A 16621-nucleotide genomic window follows, 5' to 3' on the forward strand; every position below is an offset into this window, starting at 1 on the left:
TCATTATGGAGTGGTTAAGCCTAGCAGTATTGGGACTATTGATTGTTATCAGCCCAGGCGCTGATTTCGTTTTAGTTTTGAAAAACAGTGTCAATCAAGGAAGACAAGCAGGGATTTGGACTGCAATCGGTGTGAGTTTAGCGATTTGTGTTCACATCAGTTATTCAATGCTTGGGATCAGTTACTTAATCTCACAGAATGAGCAGCTGTTTGACATGATTAGATACGCAGGTGCAACCTACCTTATTTATCTAGGGCTAAAAGGTATCTTGAGTGCGGACAACAAGCTTGCACCGATGGAAGATGCAAAGCAAAGCACCAGTGTTTGGCGCTATTTAGCCCAAGGCTTCTTATGTAACGTGCTCAACCCAAAAACCATGTTGTTCTTTTTGAGCATCTTCAGCCAAGTCATCTCACCTGATGCAGAAAACCAGCATGTCGCGCTCGGCTATGGGCTTTACATGATCGTTCTTCACGGTTTATGGTTTGGCGTTGTCGCTATGCTGTTTACTTCGAATACATTGCAAAAGCATCTATTGAGAGCAAAGAAAAGGCTTAATCAAGCATGTGGATTTGGCTTAGTGACGTTCGGAGCACTGTTGGCGATTAAATCGTAAACAAGCGAGTCACAAATAGAGAGCGATTCAAACGACTGAATCGCATCTAACTGGGTCTTGGTAAAACTCTAAACAAGATTCATCGGTCTAATATCGGCACTATCAGGGAAGATAGCGTTGAGTTGTTTCACTTCTATCGATAAATGTCGGTTGAGCACACCCTTGATAACCGAACGCATATCAGTCGTTGGACTAAGGTCTCGGCCTTCATATAGCTGGCTTTGGCTCAAGCCCGGCCAATTGGTAATAACCTTACCACCCGCTCCTTTCAACGATGGCAGCGCACCACCCGCAACAAACATGACGTTGCCAGTGCCATGGTCGGTGCCTTTGGTGCCGTTTTCTTTTGCTGTTCGACCAAATTCACTGGCCGCGATGATCACTGTCTTCTGCCAACGATCACCTAGTGAAGCTTTGAGAGCCGCTAACCCAACATCCAAAGTTTTAAGCTGATTACTCAACCGTCCATTTACGTTGCCTTGATTGGCGTGAGTGTCCCACCCACCGAGTTCTAACGCTGCGATGTTTGGTCCGTTATCAGCCGACAATATGTCGCCTGTTTTACCCATCAATGATTTAAACTGTTTGCCGACACCTTGGTCGCCTACCAGTTGATCTATCTTCATGACACTTTCAAAGTTTGAAGACAGCATTTGGTCACTTTGAAACAACTCTTCCAGCAGTTCCGTTTGTTTATCACGTGTTTTTAAGCGGTTTGGGTACCAACTTGCAACGGTCGATTCGCCCTGCATGATGAGTGGTAAGCCCGAATCAATCGCTATTCCATCGTATTTTTCTGAGCTCAACGTGAGTAAACGGTTAATCCACCCTACGGTGTTAAACGGGTCGGAAGTGCCATTCTCCAATATCTTCTGTCCATCAAAATGTGAGCGCTCGCGATAAGCGGTTGAACAAGCGTGTACAAAGCTGAGTTCGTTACTCTCATACCATTGATGGCATTGCTTTAGGGATGGGTGAAGCCCAAAGAAATCATCCAACTTCACTAGCTGTTCAGGTTTTAATCCGATGTTGGGTCTCAAATTAGAGTAATCCGGATCGGCATGCGGCACTACAACATTTAAACCATCCATCGCGCCACGCAGTGATACCCAAATGAAGATATTGTCTGAACCTGTTTTGGCAAAGCTTGGAAATGGCAGCATCGCACTGACGCCAACAGCCGCCGCAATACCCATGAACTGGCGGCGGTTAATACTATGTGGCGCTTTATTCTGAGAACAATCTGACTTTTTCATACCCACTCCTAACGATATTGAAACTGCGGACTTAGCCACAACAGGGAAAGTTGCATTGCAGCGCTGTCGGCTTTGTTCAATACAATTTGGGTGTGTTCATCAATAGCATCGTCATATAAACCCGCGATCACTTTATCCACTACCGCTTTCGGCTTAACTCCTGACGCTTTAGCCGATTTTATTGCAGCAGACGCAAGCCTATTCGCAACTTGCATACGTTGAGTCAACGCCGAAGGGCTATTGTAGTCTCTGTCTTGATCCGACCAGCCTGCAGGTGAACCCGGTTTAAAAGGAGGCTGCCCTAAATTGTTGAGTGCATTGAATGCCTGTTTCTCGTTTAAAGAAATATCGGCACTACGAAGAACGGCAAACAGCCACTCCTTCGGCGGTCTAAAACGATTAGGGTTAGGTTTACTCGCCTCAGCACTGTTCAATAACAAGCGATAAACAGGCAGTAAATTCCCCTCGCCTCTCAGATATTCAGCAACCATTTGCTCTGAGAGTTCTTTAGGTATGTCGCCAATGAAATGCTGGCACAGCTTACCAACCAAGTACGCAGCAGTGTCTTTGTGGGTCGCTAAGGTTTTTAAACACGACTCTCCTTGCGAGACGCCGGATTGAGAATAAGCCTTTCCAAGCAGTGTGATACTTCCTGGCTCATGCAGGTTATTAGCAAATCGAAACCCAGCATCAGGAGATTTGAATTTAATGCCCCAGCCTGAAATCGCTTTTGCTAAGGCAATGACGTCTTGCTGAGTGTAAGAACCGTCAACGCCAAGAGTGTGGAGTTCTAAGATCTCACGAGCGAGGTTCTCATTGAGCCCCTTATTACGGCGCTTTCCGACTTTTGAATTGGGACCAATCGAGAGTTGATTGTCGAGATACAGAAGCATCGCAGGATGTTTAGAAGAAGCCATCAGCATCTCGCCAAAGTTACCATTCCAATGCTGGCGAACCACATCGTTTTCAATGCTGGCGGCCAAGGGCATCAGTTTTCGATTATCGACCGAGATGGCGAAGTGATTGCTCCAAAACTGAATGATGCGCTCTTGAAAACCATAAGGAGTTTCAACACTTTGTAGGTGGCGAGCTTGAGCTTGTTGTCGATACTGCGTTCGAAGAAAAGACTGCGCTTCTTTCTTCGTGGCTTGCATCTGTTGTTCGTCACCCTTGGCCTTCATTCGTTGTACACGATTCTCTCCTACTTTAATCAGAGTAGATTCAGTACTCGGTAAGTCTTGTATAGCTTGGTGAACGAATGGCTTTTTATCCAACTGTTCTACAGGAGAATAATAGGTTGTTTGACCTAGTTTTGGCCCAAAGCCAAACCTTTGTTCACCCACGATTTTTGAAGTCGGGTAATAATTCATTGCACACTCCCTTACGCTCGATCTTTTCTAAGTGTAATCGCTTAGTCATCAAGCATAGGGAGCTTTACAAGGTTTTACGTTAGATAAGTGTCAGGTGCCTATCAAGTTACCGACACGGTGTGATCATTTTGAATGAGTGTCTATTTACGCCACATATAGACAAACTGCTCGTTCTGAGAGGTGATTTCAAAGCCAAACCTCAAGTACAACTCCCCAACTCGATTACCTTTTAGGTAACAAAGTTCGACGGGTTTATTGAGGCTGTCAGCCTTAGTTAAGCAATCTTTCAGTACTTGGCTACCAATGCCCTTTCCATGATAATCAGGCAGTAAGAAGAATCGGCAAAAATAGAAGTGTTCGCCTTTGTCTTGCAACAACACACTGCCAATCGCCTTGCCTTGATATTCAATGATTTCAGGTCGTTCTTCTGCCCACTCTTCGGCGTGTATATCTCGTTGAATTTGCTCATCCCAGCCAAATACGGCTTTGATCGGTTCAAACTCAGCGGCTTTCTTGAGCTCAAACAGAAATTCATAATCTGATGACTGAGCAGCTCTTGTTGAATGCGAAAGAGCAGCTTTAACCATGTCCATATGATGTTGATTCCTGTTACTTTTCTACCGGGTTTAGTTATCAAGCTTAAGATAAGTGCATGGTGTATTCTTGATGTCCTGTGTGCTCATCAGTTTGTTCGCTCACAATAGAGAAACCTTGAGACAAGTAGAACTCAATGGTCGCTTGGTTCTCTTTATACACATTCAAAGACAGATTCGGGCATTCAAGCTTCGCGTGTTGGATAAGTTGCTTACCAACACCACAGCCTTGATGCTGTGGGCTCACAAATATCGCCGCTAAGATACCTTCATAAAGCGAATAAAAGCCACAAACCTCACCGTCTACTTGATACACGTAAGTTATTGATGCAGGAATGTATATGTCGCGCATATTACCTACTTGAGACTCCCAGAACTCAGGAGCCACAAAGTCATGCGCCTTGATCGAGGCGGTTAACCAAATATCTAAAACGACCTCAATATCAGCTGGGTTGTACTCTCTAATCATCTTAATTCTCTAAAATTATTGCGTTTTAATATGCGAATAAGTATGTCGAGAAGCGACTTAAACTTATTGAAGATTTACGACAATTATTTGAAACAATGGTTACTGCTTCTTAACGTACTTCGCCGTAACCAGCATTTCACCGCCACCATCCAGCTTGCAATCTAGTTGGTGATCTTTGCCTTCATTGATGCGTCGAATCACAGCTTTAGTACCAATTTTCAATACGCTAGAACTGCCTTTAATTTTTAGATCTTTAATGAAGGTAACTTTATCGCCACTTTCCAATACAACGCCATTCACGTCCTTAACACGCGCGGCTTCTCTTTCTAAACGCTCTTCTTCTGGGTTCCATTCGTAGGCGCACTCAGGGCAGATTAGGTTGTTTTGGTCTGGGTAAACATATTCAGATTGGCATTGCGGGCAAGGAGGTAGAGACATACGTTAATACTTAATTTAAATAGAATTTGTTCCATTTTAATGGCTCTTGTCAGGCTTAGCGAGCATAAATCTAACAAGTTTTACGGAGAGCTAATTGTCTTCAAAAAAGAGCAGCACCTAAAACGAACAAACACAGCCGCTAAGCTGTGTTTGTTTAAAGGTTTGAAAAGCGGAACGGCTTAACGTTCGACTTTTGGTGAGTAAATCGAGTAAGCGGTGATTTGCCCTGCCACGATTGCAGAGAACATGAATAACGCCGACAAACCAATACTAGGAATAGGCAGAATCGACTGTTCAAACACCGACTGGCTGGCACTTACTAATACTCGGCTACCCGGAACCAAGATGATGATCCCTTGCACGATATAAATAGAGCCCGTGAGCTCCATCTTCTTGGCAATCCAAGTCCCGTACAAAGTAATAAGAACCGTCGTAACCCAAGTACCGACAACCCAACCACTATCAAAACCTAGATAGAACGGGCCCCACATACCGAGAACCGCTACTGGTAAACCAAGTAAGATGTCTTTAGGTCGCGCATTGAACATCACACCGATAGAAACAGAGATCAGCACCAAGCCAGATATGTGCATCCACATCGGTACCGCATTGGTATAGTCGATGGAGACCGCTTGTCCCCATATCGCTTCACCGATGTTGAGCCCCATGATAATCCCGACAAACAGCTTAATCAGGGTTAAGGCGCTCTGCCCTAGCAAGCTGGTACCAGAAACCAAGTCATTAAACGCCAAACATTCTAATGCGTTAGCTATGGATAACCCGGGGACAAACAAGACAATCGAGGCGATACACAACGCCCACACCGGAATCGGCAACCCTGTGCTCGCCAGAAACGCCACGAAGATACCGGTTAGCAGTGCCGAGATGAACTCAACCGCGATAGCACGACGTGAATGAAGAACTTGCTGACATACCCACACCATCAAACCCAATAACGCAGAAAAGCCCACCGCTTCCAACGTACTGCCCACCAGCATCAAATAAGCAGGCGGAATACCCATATTGGCAAGTGCAGTCACAAATTTTGAGTAACCGACAGGTTCTGGTACAGGCTCACTGCTTGGCTGGTTAATACGAATGATCGTATTGGCCAACAAACTCAGGTTAATTGACGCAGGCTTTAGACGCTTAAGAATAACGGCGTTGTTATCGTCTGGAAATTGATAGTTAATCGCAGTTGGCGTTGCTTGGATCATCACATCCACACCATGCTTTTTTGCATAGAATTGAGTGTATTTCTCTAGCTTGTAAGGAGCACAGCCACTGCGGTGAAGAGTGTCACCAATTTCAACAATTTTGTTAATTCGGAACTGAGAAGGCATGGGAATTTTAGGGGAGACAAAATGTGCGGCAAATGTACCAAACGATAGACGGAATGACGAGACTTTTGCGTGAATTATCAACTGAACTCGTTACTTTTTTCTGCAAAGGCTTATAAGTGCCTATAACTCTACTCATTTGGGATTAGTTTACTGAATGTTTTGACAGGCTGATAAGTTAAATTTATGCATTCAGATTGTTATTAGTGGACGCCAAAACACAAATAAAAATCAGTTTATGTTAACACTCCAAATTCCTTAATTTTCATGAGATTTATGACAACTAAGCACCACCAAAGCGTGTTTATAAATTGACTCGGATTTATCGCAAAAAGCAGCATGACATCTACTAATATTTCTCGCCCTCCTTTTAACGAGATTTTAGTCACGTTTTATTCACTCTGAAAGCGCCGAACATGATGGAAAAACTAGCGGAGTGGTGGTTATGCGAGCACTTAGAATAAAAATGAAAGAAAAAGGTTTCGTTTTCAGTTAGATGTGGCATTATCAAACTCGTTAAGACGATGTGCGTGCATCGTATAATGGCTATTACCTCAGCCTTCCAAGCTGATGATGCGGGTTCGATTCCCGCTGCACGCTCCAAGTCTCTTAACGCCTCAGTCTGACTGATAAGACAGTGTGCGTGCATCGTATAATGGCTATTACCTCAGCCTTCCAAGCTGATGATGCGGGTTCGATTCCCGCTGCACGCTCCAACTTCTCCTTAAGCTTCATTACGCACTTTCTTCCAGCGACACCCTATTCAAAAATTTTCGCCGTTTGCTAAGTCCATAATCATTAAATCTATACTGACTAAACTTATTTTATTTAAGCTTAGATTGACGAATCAACGCTAAGTGACCAACCAAAGCTATTAACTCCTTAATTCGCTTCGTATTTCTGACACCTATCCAAATCACACATTGCAGTTCAGCTTTTAATGATTTTCAAAATTGTTCCAATTTAATAATCTTGGTCAATATCTGCAAAAATCATTGTGTTAATGTGCGCGCATTAGCAACAACCCATAAATAATAAAAAATGTTTAAAAGCAATGAGTTAACAATTAGCATCGAAGCAATTAATGTCGCGCTAGCAAAAGTTGAAAATGCCAATAAAATTCAGCTAGATACATTGAAAGGTTATGTGAACAGCGAGCCTGAACAGGCTGTACTGGCTTTTCGATCGCTGAATGAAGCAGAGTCAATCGATGACAAGTTTAAAAAGATCATGGCAGAGCTACCGCATCTGAGCGGCGAAGCACACCATCTGCTTGAAACTTCTATCTTGCTACAGTGACTATAAATAAAGATAAGCCTCAGCGAATCCCTCACAGCAAAACGCTTTAGGTATAAGTTAAGACTTATCTTTAATTTTCTAGCCCTCATTGAATTTCTAATTCAACAAAGCGCTATTGATTAACGTCTAAAGCGTTAACGACTTCACCATACCCGCTTCAGCGTGACCAGGAATATTGCACGCGAACTCTACGTTATTATCACCATGGAAATGCCAAAGCATCTGTTTCGCTTTGCCCGGCTTAACTGTCACTGTGCTGCCCGAGTCATGAGCGTGATTACCCATGTTTTTCATCATTTCACGGTGCTCTAGCTGCTCTAAGGCAGAACCAATCGAGAATTCGTGATCAATCTTGCCTGTATTCATCACAACAAACTGCACTACGTCATTTGGCTCTATATCGACCTTGTTTTTAAATGTGATTTTCATATCATCACTTAGCAGCACATGAACCACTTTATCGGGCTTCGCGCCTTGAGCTGGCATCCCAACTTCTGACATACCTTCCATGTCCATCATTCCATCCATATTCATCATCTTTGAATGGTCCATCTTTCCACTCGTCATCATACTGTGATCCATTTTTGAATGGTCCATTGCAGCAAACGCGGTTGCTGTAGTCAGTGTTAGAGCGATAGCAATTAGTGTCTTTTTCATCGTCGTTCCTTAGATTAATTCAGTTATTTATTTGTTAGTTTCACATGTTCATATGGTGCGCCCTTACCTACTCCTGTCTCGCAAGTAAGGGCTTTATAGTCAGTGCGTTATTTACTTGTCTCGTTTTGGCTATGCGTAATCTCACGCTGTTTCCAGAGCTTAAAGATTGCAGGCAAAACCAGTAGGGTAAGCAACAATGCCGACGCCATTCCGCCTATCATCGGCGCAGCAATTCGCTGCATCACTTCAGAGCCCGTACCTTCGCCGTACATAATTGGAATGAGGCCAATGATCACCGTAAGCACCGTCATCATCACTGGGCGAACACGCAGTCCTGCACCCTCACGAATCGCATCCGTTAAGTCTTCACTCTGAAGTTCTTGCTGGTTCTGCTCCGCATCCAATTTTTTGTAGTGCCATGCTTGGTTTAGGTAGACCAACATAATGACGCCTATCTCAACAGCTACCCCGGCAAGGGCGATAAAGCCCACACCCACCGCAATCGAGAAGTTGTAATTGAGGACATGCATCAGCCATAAACCACCCACCATTGCGAGTGGCAATGTCAGCATGATCATCATCACCTCACCGACGCGGCGGAAGCTGAGGTAGAGCAACAGCATGATGATGGCGATTGTGATTGGCACAACGACACTCAAACGCTCCTTCGCACGCTCCATGTATTCGTATTGACCAGACCACACCAGTGAATAACCCGCAGGTAAGACGATTTGATCTGTAACGACTTTTTGTGCCTCTGCCACATAAGAACCAAGGTCACGCCCTTCGATATCCACGAACACCCAACCATTAGGACGCGCATTCTCTGTTTTGATCATCGGAGGGCCATCTTCATATCGAATATCCGCGACATCAGAAAGCGCGATACGAGCACCGTTTGGTGTCACTAACGGTAGGTTCTGTAACTTAACGACAGAATCACGATAGCTTTGTGGATAACGGACATTGATCGGGTAACGCTCTAGTCCCTCAACGGTTTCACCCACGTTCATGCCACCAACCGCAGTCGAGATAACCTGTTGCACTTCTTTAATGCTCAAGCCATATCGCGCAGCAGAGCGGCGTTTAATGTCTATCGTGACGTAACGACCGCCCGCAACACGCTCGGCGTAGACAGAAGCCGTACCGCTAACACCATTTAAGATAGGTTCCAGCTGAGAGCCAATGTCCTCTATAACACTCAGATCTGGCCCTGCTATTTTGATTCCGATTGGCGTTTTGATACCGGTCGCTAACATGTCGATACGAGTTTTGATTGGCATAACCCACGCATTGGTTAAACCTGGGAACTGAATCAGATCATCAAACTCTTTACGCAGAGACTCCGTAGTGACACCGTCACGCCACTCATCTCGCGGTTTAAGCTGAATCACGGTTTCAATCATGGTTAACGGTGCAGGATCGGTTGCTGTCTCTGCTCGACCAATTTTGCCCCACGTGGTTTCGACTTCTGGAATGGTTTTAATGAGCTTGTTGGTTTGTTGCAACAACTCACGAGCCTTACCTATTGAGATGCCCGGATACGTGGTTGGCATGTACATCAAATCCCCTTCGTCCAAAGGAGGGATGAACTCACTACCAAGCTTACTGGTTGGGTAATAAGCAGACGCCATTAAGCCAAGTGCGATAACAATCATCACCTTTGGATATTTTAGGCTGAGGTTCAGAAGCGGTTTGTACATCGCCACTAGGCTACGGTTTACTGGGTTTTTGTGTTCCGGCAGCACGTTACCGCGAATGAAGTAACCCATTAGCACAGGCACAAGCGTGATAGCCAAACCAGCGGCTGCCGCCATCGCATACGTCTTGGTAAAGGCAAGTGGCGAGAACATCTTGCCTTCTTGCCCTTCTAGCGCGAACACAGGCACAAAACTCAAGGTAATGATAATCAGAGAGAAGAATAGCGGAGCGCCAACTTCTTCTGCTGCCTTACCAATCACCTGCCAACGGTTTTTGTCAGTGAGCGGAGTCCGTTCAATGTGTTTATGAACGTTCTCGATCATCACGATGGCACCATCCACCATGGCGCCAATCGCAATCGCGATCCCGCCAAGAGACATAATATTGGCGTTAATACCCTGCCAATGCATCACAATGAATGCACCTAAGATACCAACAGGCAGACTTAGTGCGATAACCAACGACGAGCGGATATGGAACAAGAACAGCGCACACACCACGGCGACCACGATGAACTCTTCAGCCAGCTTCTTCCAAAGGTTTTCAACGGCTGAATCAATCAAAGTCGAACGGTCATAAGTCGCGACAATCTCAACACCATCAGGCAAGCCAGCTTGCAGTTCAGCGAGTTTGGATTTAACCGAGTCGATCACTTCACTGGCATTTTCACCAAAGCGCATCACGATAACGCCGCCAACCGCCTCGCCCTCACCGTTGAGTTCCGAGATACCACGACGCATTTGCGGGCCGAGGTTAATATCAGCAATGTCACCTAATAGCAGCGGAGTACCTTTGTCGGTCACTTTTAGCGGCAAAGATTGAATGTCTTCAATGCTTGTCAGGTAACCCGTCGTACGAACCATGTGCTCGGCTTCCGCAATCTCAACAACAGACGCACCGGTTTCTTGGTTACCATCTTGGATTGCCTTGTTGACTTGCTGAAGTGTTAGGTCATAAGCACGTAACTTGGCCGGATCAATCTGTACTTGGTACTGCTTCACCATGCCGCCAACGGTCGCCACTTCAGACACGCCTTCTACGGTTTGCAATTCATACTTCAAGAACCAATCTTGCAAACTACGAAGTTCCGCTAAGTCGTGCTGACCTGTTTTATCTTGCAACACGTAGCTGTAAACCCAGCCCACACCGGTTGCATCGGGTCCTAGTGTTGGCTTGGCACTCGATGGCAAGTTAGGTGCAACTTGGCTTAAGTACTCCAACACTCGTGAACGCGCCCAGTACATATCGGTATCGTCATTGAAGATGATATAGACATAGGAATCACCAAAGAACGAGTAGCCACGAACTGTTTCAGCACCCGGTACAGCTAACATGGCGGTGGTCAATGGATAGGTCACCTGATCCTCGACCACTTGTGGGGCTTGCCCCGGATAACTGGTTTTGATGATCACCTGAACATCTGACAAATCAGGAATGGCATCGACAGGTGTATTTTTAACGCTGTATAAGCCGCCAAATACGATGGCTACAGTAGCAACCAACACTAAGAAGCGGTTGCTAATAGACCAGCGAATGATTGCATTGATCATAGTTCGCCCTCACCCGTGCTATTCGTCGGTTCGAGAGATTTGAGAGATTTGAGCACATAATCAGAACCTTGCTTCGCCACTAGAAACCGAATGGTTTGACCCTCGGAAAACTCAGATAAATCAAGGTCATCACTGGCTTGGAAATTCATTTCACCCGCTTTCCAATTCCACTCAGGGACTGGCTGATGTTTTACGGTGATCATGCCAAAATCTGCCATCAACATAGTGATGTCACCCGTTACCCAAACTTCGCCAGCGATCTTGTGTTTGTTCACCTTGTAATCCACAACCTCGTACTGCCCTGACTCTGTCTTTCTCATCTCAAAGTCAATTGCCTTACCACGTTGCACGTCACTCATGTCCAAGCCTTCCACAAAGGTGAAATTCATCACCATGCCCGGCCAATCCCATTCTGGAACAGGCTGATGGTTAATCGTCACCATACGGCAGCCTTGCATAACATCGGAAATTTCACCATTTGCCCATACGGTTTCCGCTTCTTCCTCAACACCATTGATGCGTGACAGATCAGCTGATTGGCTCGATTCAGAATCCAACATGAAGTGTGCAGAAGTGACAATACTCTCACCTTGCTCTAGCCCTTGAAGCACCTCTATTTTTTCGCCAGCTTCACGACCAACCTCAATACGAGCAGAGCGATACTTGCCAGAACCTTCTGACATCACCACTCGAGTCATACCACCGGAGTGAATCACCGAAGATCTTGGGATAGTAAGAACCGCTTCATCACTAATGGGTTTCAGCGCAATATTTGCAAACATATTTGGCTTAAGCTCGCCATGGGGATTGGAGAACTTCAAACGAACGCGCAAGGTTCGAGTTTTCGGGTCCAGAATTGGGTAGACATAATCGACGTTGCCCTGCCACTCCTTACCGGGAATCGCATCCAGTGTCATTTCGGCATTGCTGCCTGATGAGATCCAGTGTGCTTGGCGCTCAAACACCTCAGCATCAACCCATACTTCGCCTAATGGGCCAGCACTGATCACCGCTTGTGCCGGTGAAAGGTAACCACCTTCTCGGATATTCAGGCTTGCGATGACACCATCGGCTGGCGCTTTTATTTCAATGGTTTGCGAAGCTTTGCCTTGTCGCGTAATAGCGCGGATTTGCGTCTTATCAACACCCAAGGTAATCAAGCGTTCAGTCGAGCCCTTGATCAAACCTTTACGACCCGTTTTATAAGCACTGATCAACTCTTCTTGAGCTTTAACAAGCTCCGGAGAATAGAGTGTGAAAAGCACATCACCTTTGTTTACCTTCTCACCCACTGCGTTGATGTAGAGCTTCTCAACCCAACCAGCTGCTCTTACGTTGGTTTGCCACAATGTACTTTCATCGAACGCCACATAACCCACGGTTTCAATCCGAGGAGACAGCGCTTCGAACTTAACTTTCGCTGTTTTGACACCCAGATTATTTTCTACCGACGAATCAATAAACACGGTTCCGGGCTTATCTTTTGCTCCGCCGTTCACATCGTCGGCATACACCGGGATAAGATCCATCCCCATTGGCGATTGACCTGGCTTATCACGCTGATAATTTGGGTCCATCGGAGCAACCCAATACAAAGGCTCATCCTTGGTTTGTTTACTTACTTCGGCGCCTGTACTCGTTGCCATTGCTGACATGTTATGTGCTGACCCAACGACAAAGTGATTCACACCAAAACCCATTGCACCACCGACCAATAAAGCGATTGTTGCTACTTTTACTGAACTCATTGTCTATTCCCTTATTGATTGGCTGTGTGTTTAGTTGCGCTTGAATTGAGTTGTGGTTGGTTTACTTGGTATTCAAAGCCACTGACTAACGCCGCCAGTTTGCTGTTAACGATGTTGAGATCGGTGATCAAACGTTGTTGCTCTAACTTAAGCGCCAGCTCATCGGTCGTTGCTAAAATGACATCGTTAAACTGAGCGGTATTGTTTTGATAGCCCCTTTCAACCGCGCTGATTCGTGCTGCGGTTTGAGGAAGCAAGGACGTTTGATAGCGATCTAATCGCTGGATCAGATTTGATCTGTCCACCAGCAATGCATTCACTTGCGCGTTCATTTGGGAAAGTAAGGTGTCTTTTTGAGATTTAGCCGCACCAACTTGATACTGAGCAGCCGATAAGTTTTTATCTTGTCGATTCCCCGTAAACAGCGGGATGTCGACTGTCAGATAAGCACTCACCAGATCAGAAGCTGGTTCACCCGCCATGTTATTGGCTTGACGGTGTGCATACATCACTTCCACCCCAAATTGTGGGGTATAAGCTTGCTCGGCTAACTCAACCTGAGTTTGATTAGAGGAAATACTGACATCGGAGATCTTAACCAAAGGATGGTCAGTCAGTAGCTGGTAGTGCTTGGTTGAATCGATATTGGTCGCTAATTTGCTTTCCAACAATGACCAATCGATTTGGTTAGTTGCATTCAGTGTGCCCTGAGAATCAAGAACCTGAGAGCCTAGCCAATCAGAACCCAACCATTCAGAAAGCTGAGAGATTAGACGACGCTGAACCTGCTGGTTTGCCTGAAGTTTCTCATCAAGCTTGCTCACTTGGAGCTGAGCATTAAGCAGATCTTGCGCTTCGCTTTTACCAATCGAGTAATTGGTTTGTACATAGTTTTCAAGCTCAACCAACAAACGACGATTTTGACGAATCACCGACTCAGCCTTTTGCTGATAACCCAACTCAAGCCAAAGCTGCGTCATGCTATTAGCAACCGTCAATTCTCTTGCGTGCACCTGCAAAGCTAACGCATCAGCCTGCTGGCCTGCCTTTTTCTGTTGGAGGTTAAGCGTATCGCCACGCTCAAACTGCTGCATCAACCCTACCGATATATTGGTCATCGGGTCTTCGTCGAATTGAAAACTATCGACAGGCAAACCGCCAAATCCAACTTTTAATTTAGGATCCATTAAGGTCGAGCTGGCAATGCCCGTTTCTCGCATCGCTTGAGACTGAGCAAAGTACTGTTTGCGATTTCCATCTTCGCTTAAAGCAATCTCAATCAGTGTATTGAGTTGCTGCGTCGAGCTTGCTTGGTCATGTGCTGAAATGTGTTGAGCATTTGAAGCTGACGCCGTGGTAGCCGCGAGCGTAGCACTTGAAAACAAGGCCATAGGCAAGGTAGCAGCAACCACTAAGCTCGTGTTCATGACAAACACAGAGGTTGTTGGTGTCATATTCACAATGAATGTCCATATCTAACGCTAATTAGCGCATAAAAAAGAATGGCTTATCAGATTTATCTAACTGATAGAGCTGTATTTTTAGATATAGATTTATGCGGAAGGTGGGCGTAGCAAAGATTGAGCGCGTGCGACTTTCTGGCCAATCGTGACCGATTGAAAACGAGCTAATGAAAAGGAAAGTTGATCAACGGCTTGAACAGCCTGAATTGGATAGGGACTTGCAGAACACATTGAGGCACAGCAATCGACACTCGAACAATGGTTACCCATCATCGAGCTACCGTCTTCGCTCATTGAAGACATATCGCATTGAGCCATCAAAGCATGGGCACTCATGTTAGAGTCTTCAGCGTGTACTTCTTCACTCATCACATGACACCCCGCCATTGAATCATTAACCGAAGTATCGCTGTGGTAACAAGCCGATTTGCTCGACCCCATTTCCATCATCATTACTTCAGTCATCAAGGCTGAGGAGCTTGAGGCATAGCTAGACATCAACATCGCAATGATGCTGAAAACAATAATCCAAGTTTTTCGGAATGTGTTTGTCATAGTTTACCTTTGAATTTACAACGCAACTATAAACGTTCCCCTTAGGGTAAGGTCAATGTTATTGTGCCGATATTTACCTGACCGTTGAAAAAGTATTCATCCTCTCTTTCATCAAAACGAGATAATTCTTCGACTTTACAGTTTTTTTCTTTAAAAATTATCCAATTAGCTAGCGAAACCTCTATCTGTGTATTTTACTTAAAATAGTGCAACCACGATTCACGGATGAGAAAAATGGCTAACAAAAAAAACGTCGAAGCAAACAAGAAAAATACAGAAATCAAAAATAAGAAAAGTAACGAGCTAGAACAAAAGAAACCAACACAAAAAAAGAAGCTCAGACTGCATTCACACCTAAAAGTGAATATCCCACTTTTTCAGTCACTCATGATGATTTTGCCATCATTGGCTAAACACGCTGCTGCAGAAAGTATAGACAATTCCAGCGACGCTGCAGATCAAGTAACCGCAAATAACGTGACCGAAAAAGATGTCACCGATGACCATAGCAAGGCGGACTCATCAGCGGTTGCTCTCCAAGAAGCTCAGACGAGTGACAGCGACGTAAACTCCACCTTAAGTGCAAGTCATGCCTCCCATGGTTCGAGCTCTCACTTGGTTCCTTCTCATCATTTGTCGACGCTTTCTCACCCGCAAGTCCATTACATTCCTTCGGTATCGATGCCGACTATCTCCTCAGGAAGTAACGGTCAGCCGACTCATTCAAATGCGCCGACGACACCCGCTTTACCCGTCACCTTTATGCCAGAAGTCATAAAAGGTACCTACGGAGAGCTTCATGTTGATGCAAATGGTCAATACACATTCGTATTGAATCCAAATTCTCCTCAATACATCCTGTTAAACCAGCACCAACCAGGTACTGATCATTTTGCGTTACATCTATCTAACGGCTCGAGCATCATTGTTCAGATACCGGTAACAGGTAAGCAAGACACGCCAAATATTTCTGGAGACTTAACAGGTGTGGTAACAGAAGATCACAATATTGATTCACAAGGCTTGTTACATGCGAACGGCAAAATCGATGTCATAGACCCTGACCAAAATGAAAGTTCGGTTACGCCGGAAGTTATCTCAGGTAAATATGGTTCATTAACTATCGATGCTGATGGACATTGGCAGTATCAAGTTGATAACTCGCTCTCTAATGTTCAAGCTTTAACCGCAGCCACTTCACTGCATGAAAGTTTCACAATTCACACCAAAGATGGCACACCGCAAACGATCGATATGACGATTGGCGGAAACGACGACAATGCCGTAATTACGGGTGTGGATGCTGGCACGTTAACTGAAGATTTAACGACACAAGTTCAAGGGCAGCTTTCGGTAACGGACTCTGATCTTGGAGAGGACCACTTTCAAGCCTCACAAGTGACTAGTAATTTCGGTACGCTAAGCATCACCAAAGACGGTGCGTGGACATACAGTTTAGACAACAATAACCCAGCAGTTCAAAGACTTGGCCAAGGTTCAACTGCGACAGACATCGTCACTGTTCACTCAGCTGATGGCACAGCGCATCAAATCACTATTACCGT

The 16621-nt window shown here is 45.2% G+C and carries 14 protein-coding genes and 2 tRNA genes; 5 read left to right on the plus strand and 11 right to left on the minus strand.

The features are described 5' to 3' along the window. Positions 1–5: 5 nt before the first annotated feature. Positions 6–617, plus strand: coding sequence for a LysE family translocator (locus AB4482_RS03615; protein ID WP_102333477.1), 612 nt, complete (start codon positions 6–8; stop codon positions 615–617). A gap of 68 nt (positions 618–685) precedes the next feature. Here the strand turns inward: AB4482_RS03615 and AB4482_RS03620 are convergent, their stop codons facing one another. The 6 genes from AB4482_RS03620 to AB4482_RS03645 form a co-directional block, all read right to left on the minus strand. Further along, positions 686–1873 (minus strand): DUF1501 domain-containing protein, encoded by a 1188-nt coding sequence (locus AB4482_RS03620; RefSeq protein ID WP_102333476.1) that lies wholly within the window; start codon positions 1871–1873, stop codon positions 686–688. A gap of 8 nt (positions 1874–1881) precedes the next feature. Next, positions 1882–3243 carry a DUF1800 family protein gene (locus tag AB4482_RS03625; protein ID WP_372112877.1) on the minus strand — a complete coding sequence of 454 codons (1362 nt, stop codon included), beginning with the start codon at positions 3241–3243 and terminating at the stop codon, positions 1882–1884. Positions 3244–3383: 140 nt separating this feature from the next. Then, entirely contained in the window at positions 3384–3836 is a 453-nt protein-coding gene (locus tag AB4482_RS03630; RefSeq protein WP_372082883.1) for a GNAT family N-acetyltransferase, read from the minus strand. Positions 3837–3882: 46 nt separating this feature from the next. Further along, a complete protein-coding gene (locus tag AB4482_RS03635; RefSeq protein WP_017067098.1) occupies positions 3883–4305 on the minus strand; it encodes an N-acetyltransferase in 423 nt (140 codons plus the stop codon). 99 nt (positions 4306–4404) lie between these two features. Beyond that, the gene (locus AB4482_RS03640; RefSeq protein ID WP_004731484.1) at positions 4405–4743 is read right to left on the minus strand and encodes a zinc ribbon domain-containing protein YjdM; all 339 of its coding nucleotides are present in this window, start codon (positions 4741–4743) and stop codon (positions 4405–4407) included. Between the two features lie 179 nt (positions 4744–4922). Continuing rightward, a complete protein-coding gene (locus AB4482_RS03645) occupies positions 4923–6086 on the minus strand; it encodes a threonine/serine exporter family protein (protein ID WP_004731486.1) in 1164 nt (387 codons plus the stop codon). Between the two features lie 525 nt (positions 6087–6611). On the opposite strand from AB4482_RS03645, the gene AB4482_RS03650 reads away from it, so the two are divergent. The 3 genes from AB4482_RS03650 (at position 6612) to AB4482_RS03660 (ending at position 7382) form a co-directional block, all read left to right on the plus strand. Next, positions 6612–6686, plus strand: a tRNA-Gly gene (locus AB4482_RS03650). Positions 6687–6724: 38 nt separating this feature from the next. Then, a tRNA-Gly gene (locus AB4482_RS03655) sits at positions 6725–6799 on the plus strand. Positions 6800–7124: 325 nt separating this feature from the next. Continuing rightward, positions 7125–7382 (plus strand): hypothetical protein, encoded by a 258-nt coding sequence (locus tag AB4482_RS03660; protein WP_065583933.1) that lies wholly within the window; start codon positions 7125–7127, stop codon positions 7380–7382. Between the two features lie 126 nt (positions 7383–7508). Here AB4482_RS03660 and AB4482_RS03665 read toward each other — a convergent pair whose 3' ends face one another. The 5 genes from AB4482_RS03665 to AB4482_RS03685 all read right to left on the minus strand — a co-directional run bounded on the left by AB4482_RS03665 (position 7509) and on the right by AB4482_RS03685 (position 15056). Next, positions 7509–8039, minus strand: a complete 531-nt coding sequence (locus AB4482_RS03665; protein WP_372112879.1) for a cupredoxin family protein — start codon at positions 8037–8039, stop codon at positions 7509–7511. Between the two features lie 107 nt (positions 8040–8146). Next, positions 8147–11290, minus strand: coding sequence for an efflux RND transporter permease subunit (locus AB4482_RS03670; protein WP_372180564.1), 3144 nt, complete (start codon positions 11288–11290; stop codon positions 8147–8149). Then, complete coding sequence (locus tag AB4482_RS03675; protein WP_372180566.1) at positions 11287–13038, minus strand: efflux RND transporter periplasmic adaptor subunit; 1752 nt, start codon at positions 13036–13038, stop codon at positions 11287–11289. Before AB4482_RS03675 ends, AB4482_RS03670 begins: the two co-directional genes overlap by 4 nt. 11 nt (positions 13039–13049) lie before the next feature. After that, positions 13050–14492, minus strand: a complete 1443-nt coding sequence (locus tag AB4482_RS03680; protein ID WP_372180571.1) for a TolC family protein — start codon at positions 14490–14492, stop codon at positions 13050–13052. 99 nt (positions 14493–14591) lie between these two features. After that, positions 14592–15056, minus strand: a complete 465-nt coding sequence (locus tag AB4482_RS03685; RefSeq protein ID WP_017064449.1) for a hypothetical protein — start codon at positions 15054–15056, stop codon at positions 14592–14594. A 234-nt stretch (positions 15057–15290) separates the two neighbouring features. Between AB4482_RS03685 and AB4482_RS03690 the strand changes: the two genes are divergently transcribed. After that, the coding region (locus tag AB4482_RS03690; RefSeq protein WP_372180567.1) for a VCBS domain-containing protein at positions 15291–16621 on the plus strand (1331 nt) is incomplete at its 3' end.

The organism is Vibrio sp. 10N.222.55.C7, from assembly GCF_041473335.1.
Classification (GTDB): domain Bacteria; phylum Pseudomonadota; class Gammaproteobacteria; order Enterobacterales; family Vibrionaceae; genus Vibrio; species Vibrio crassostreae_C.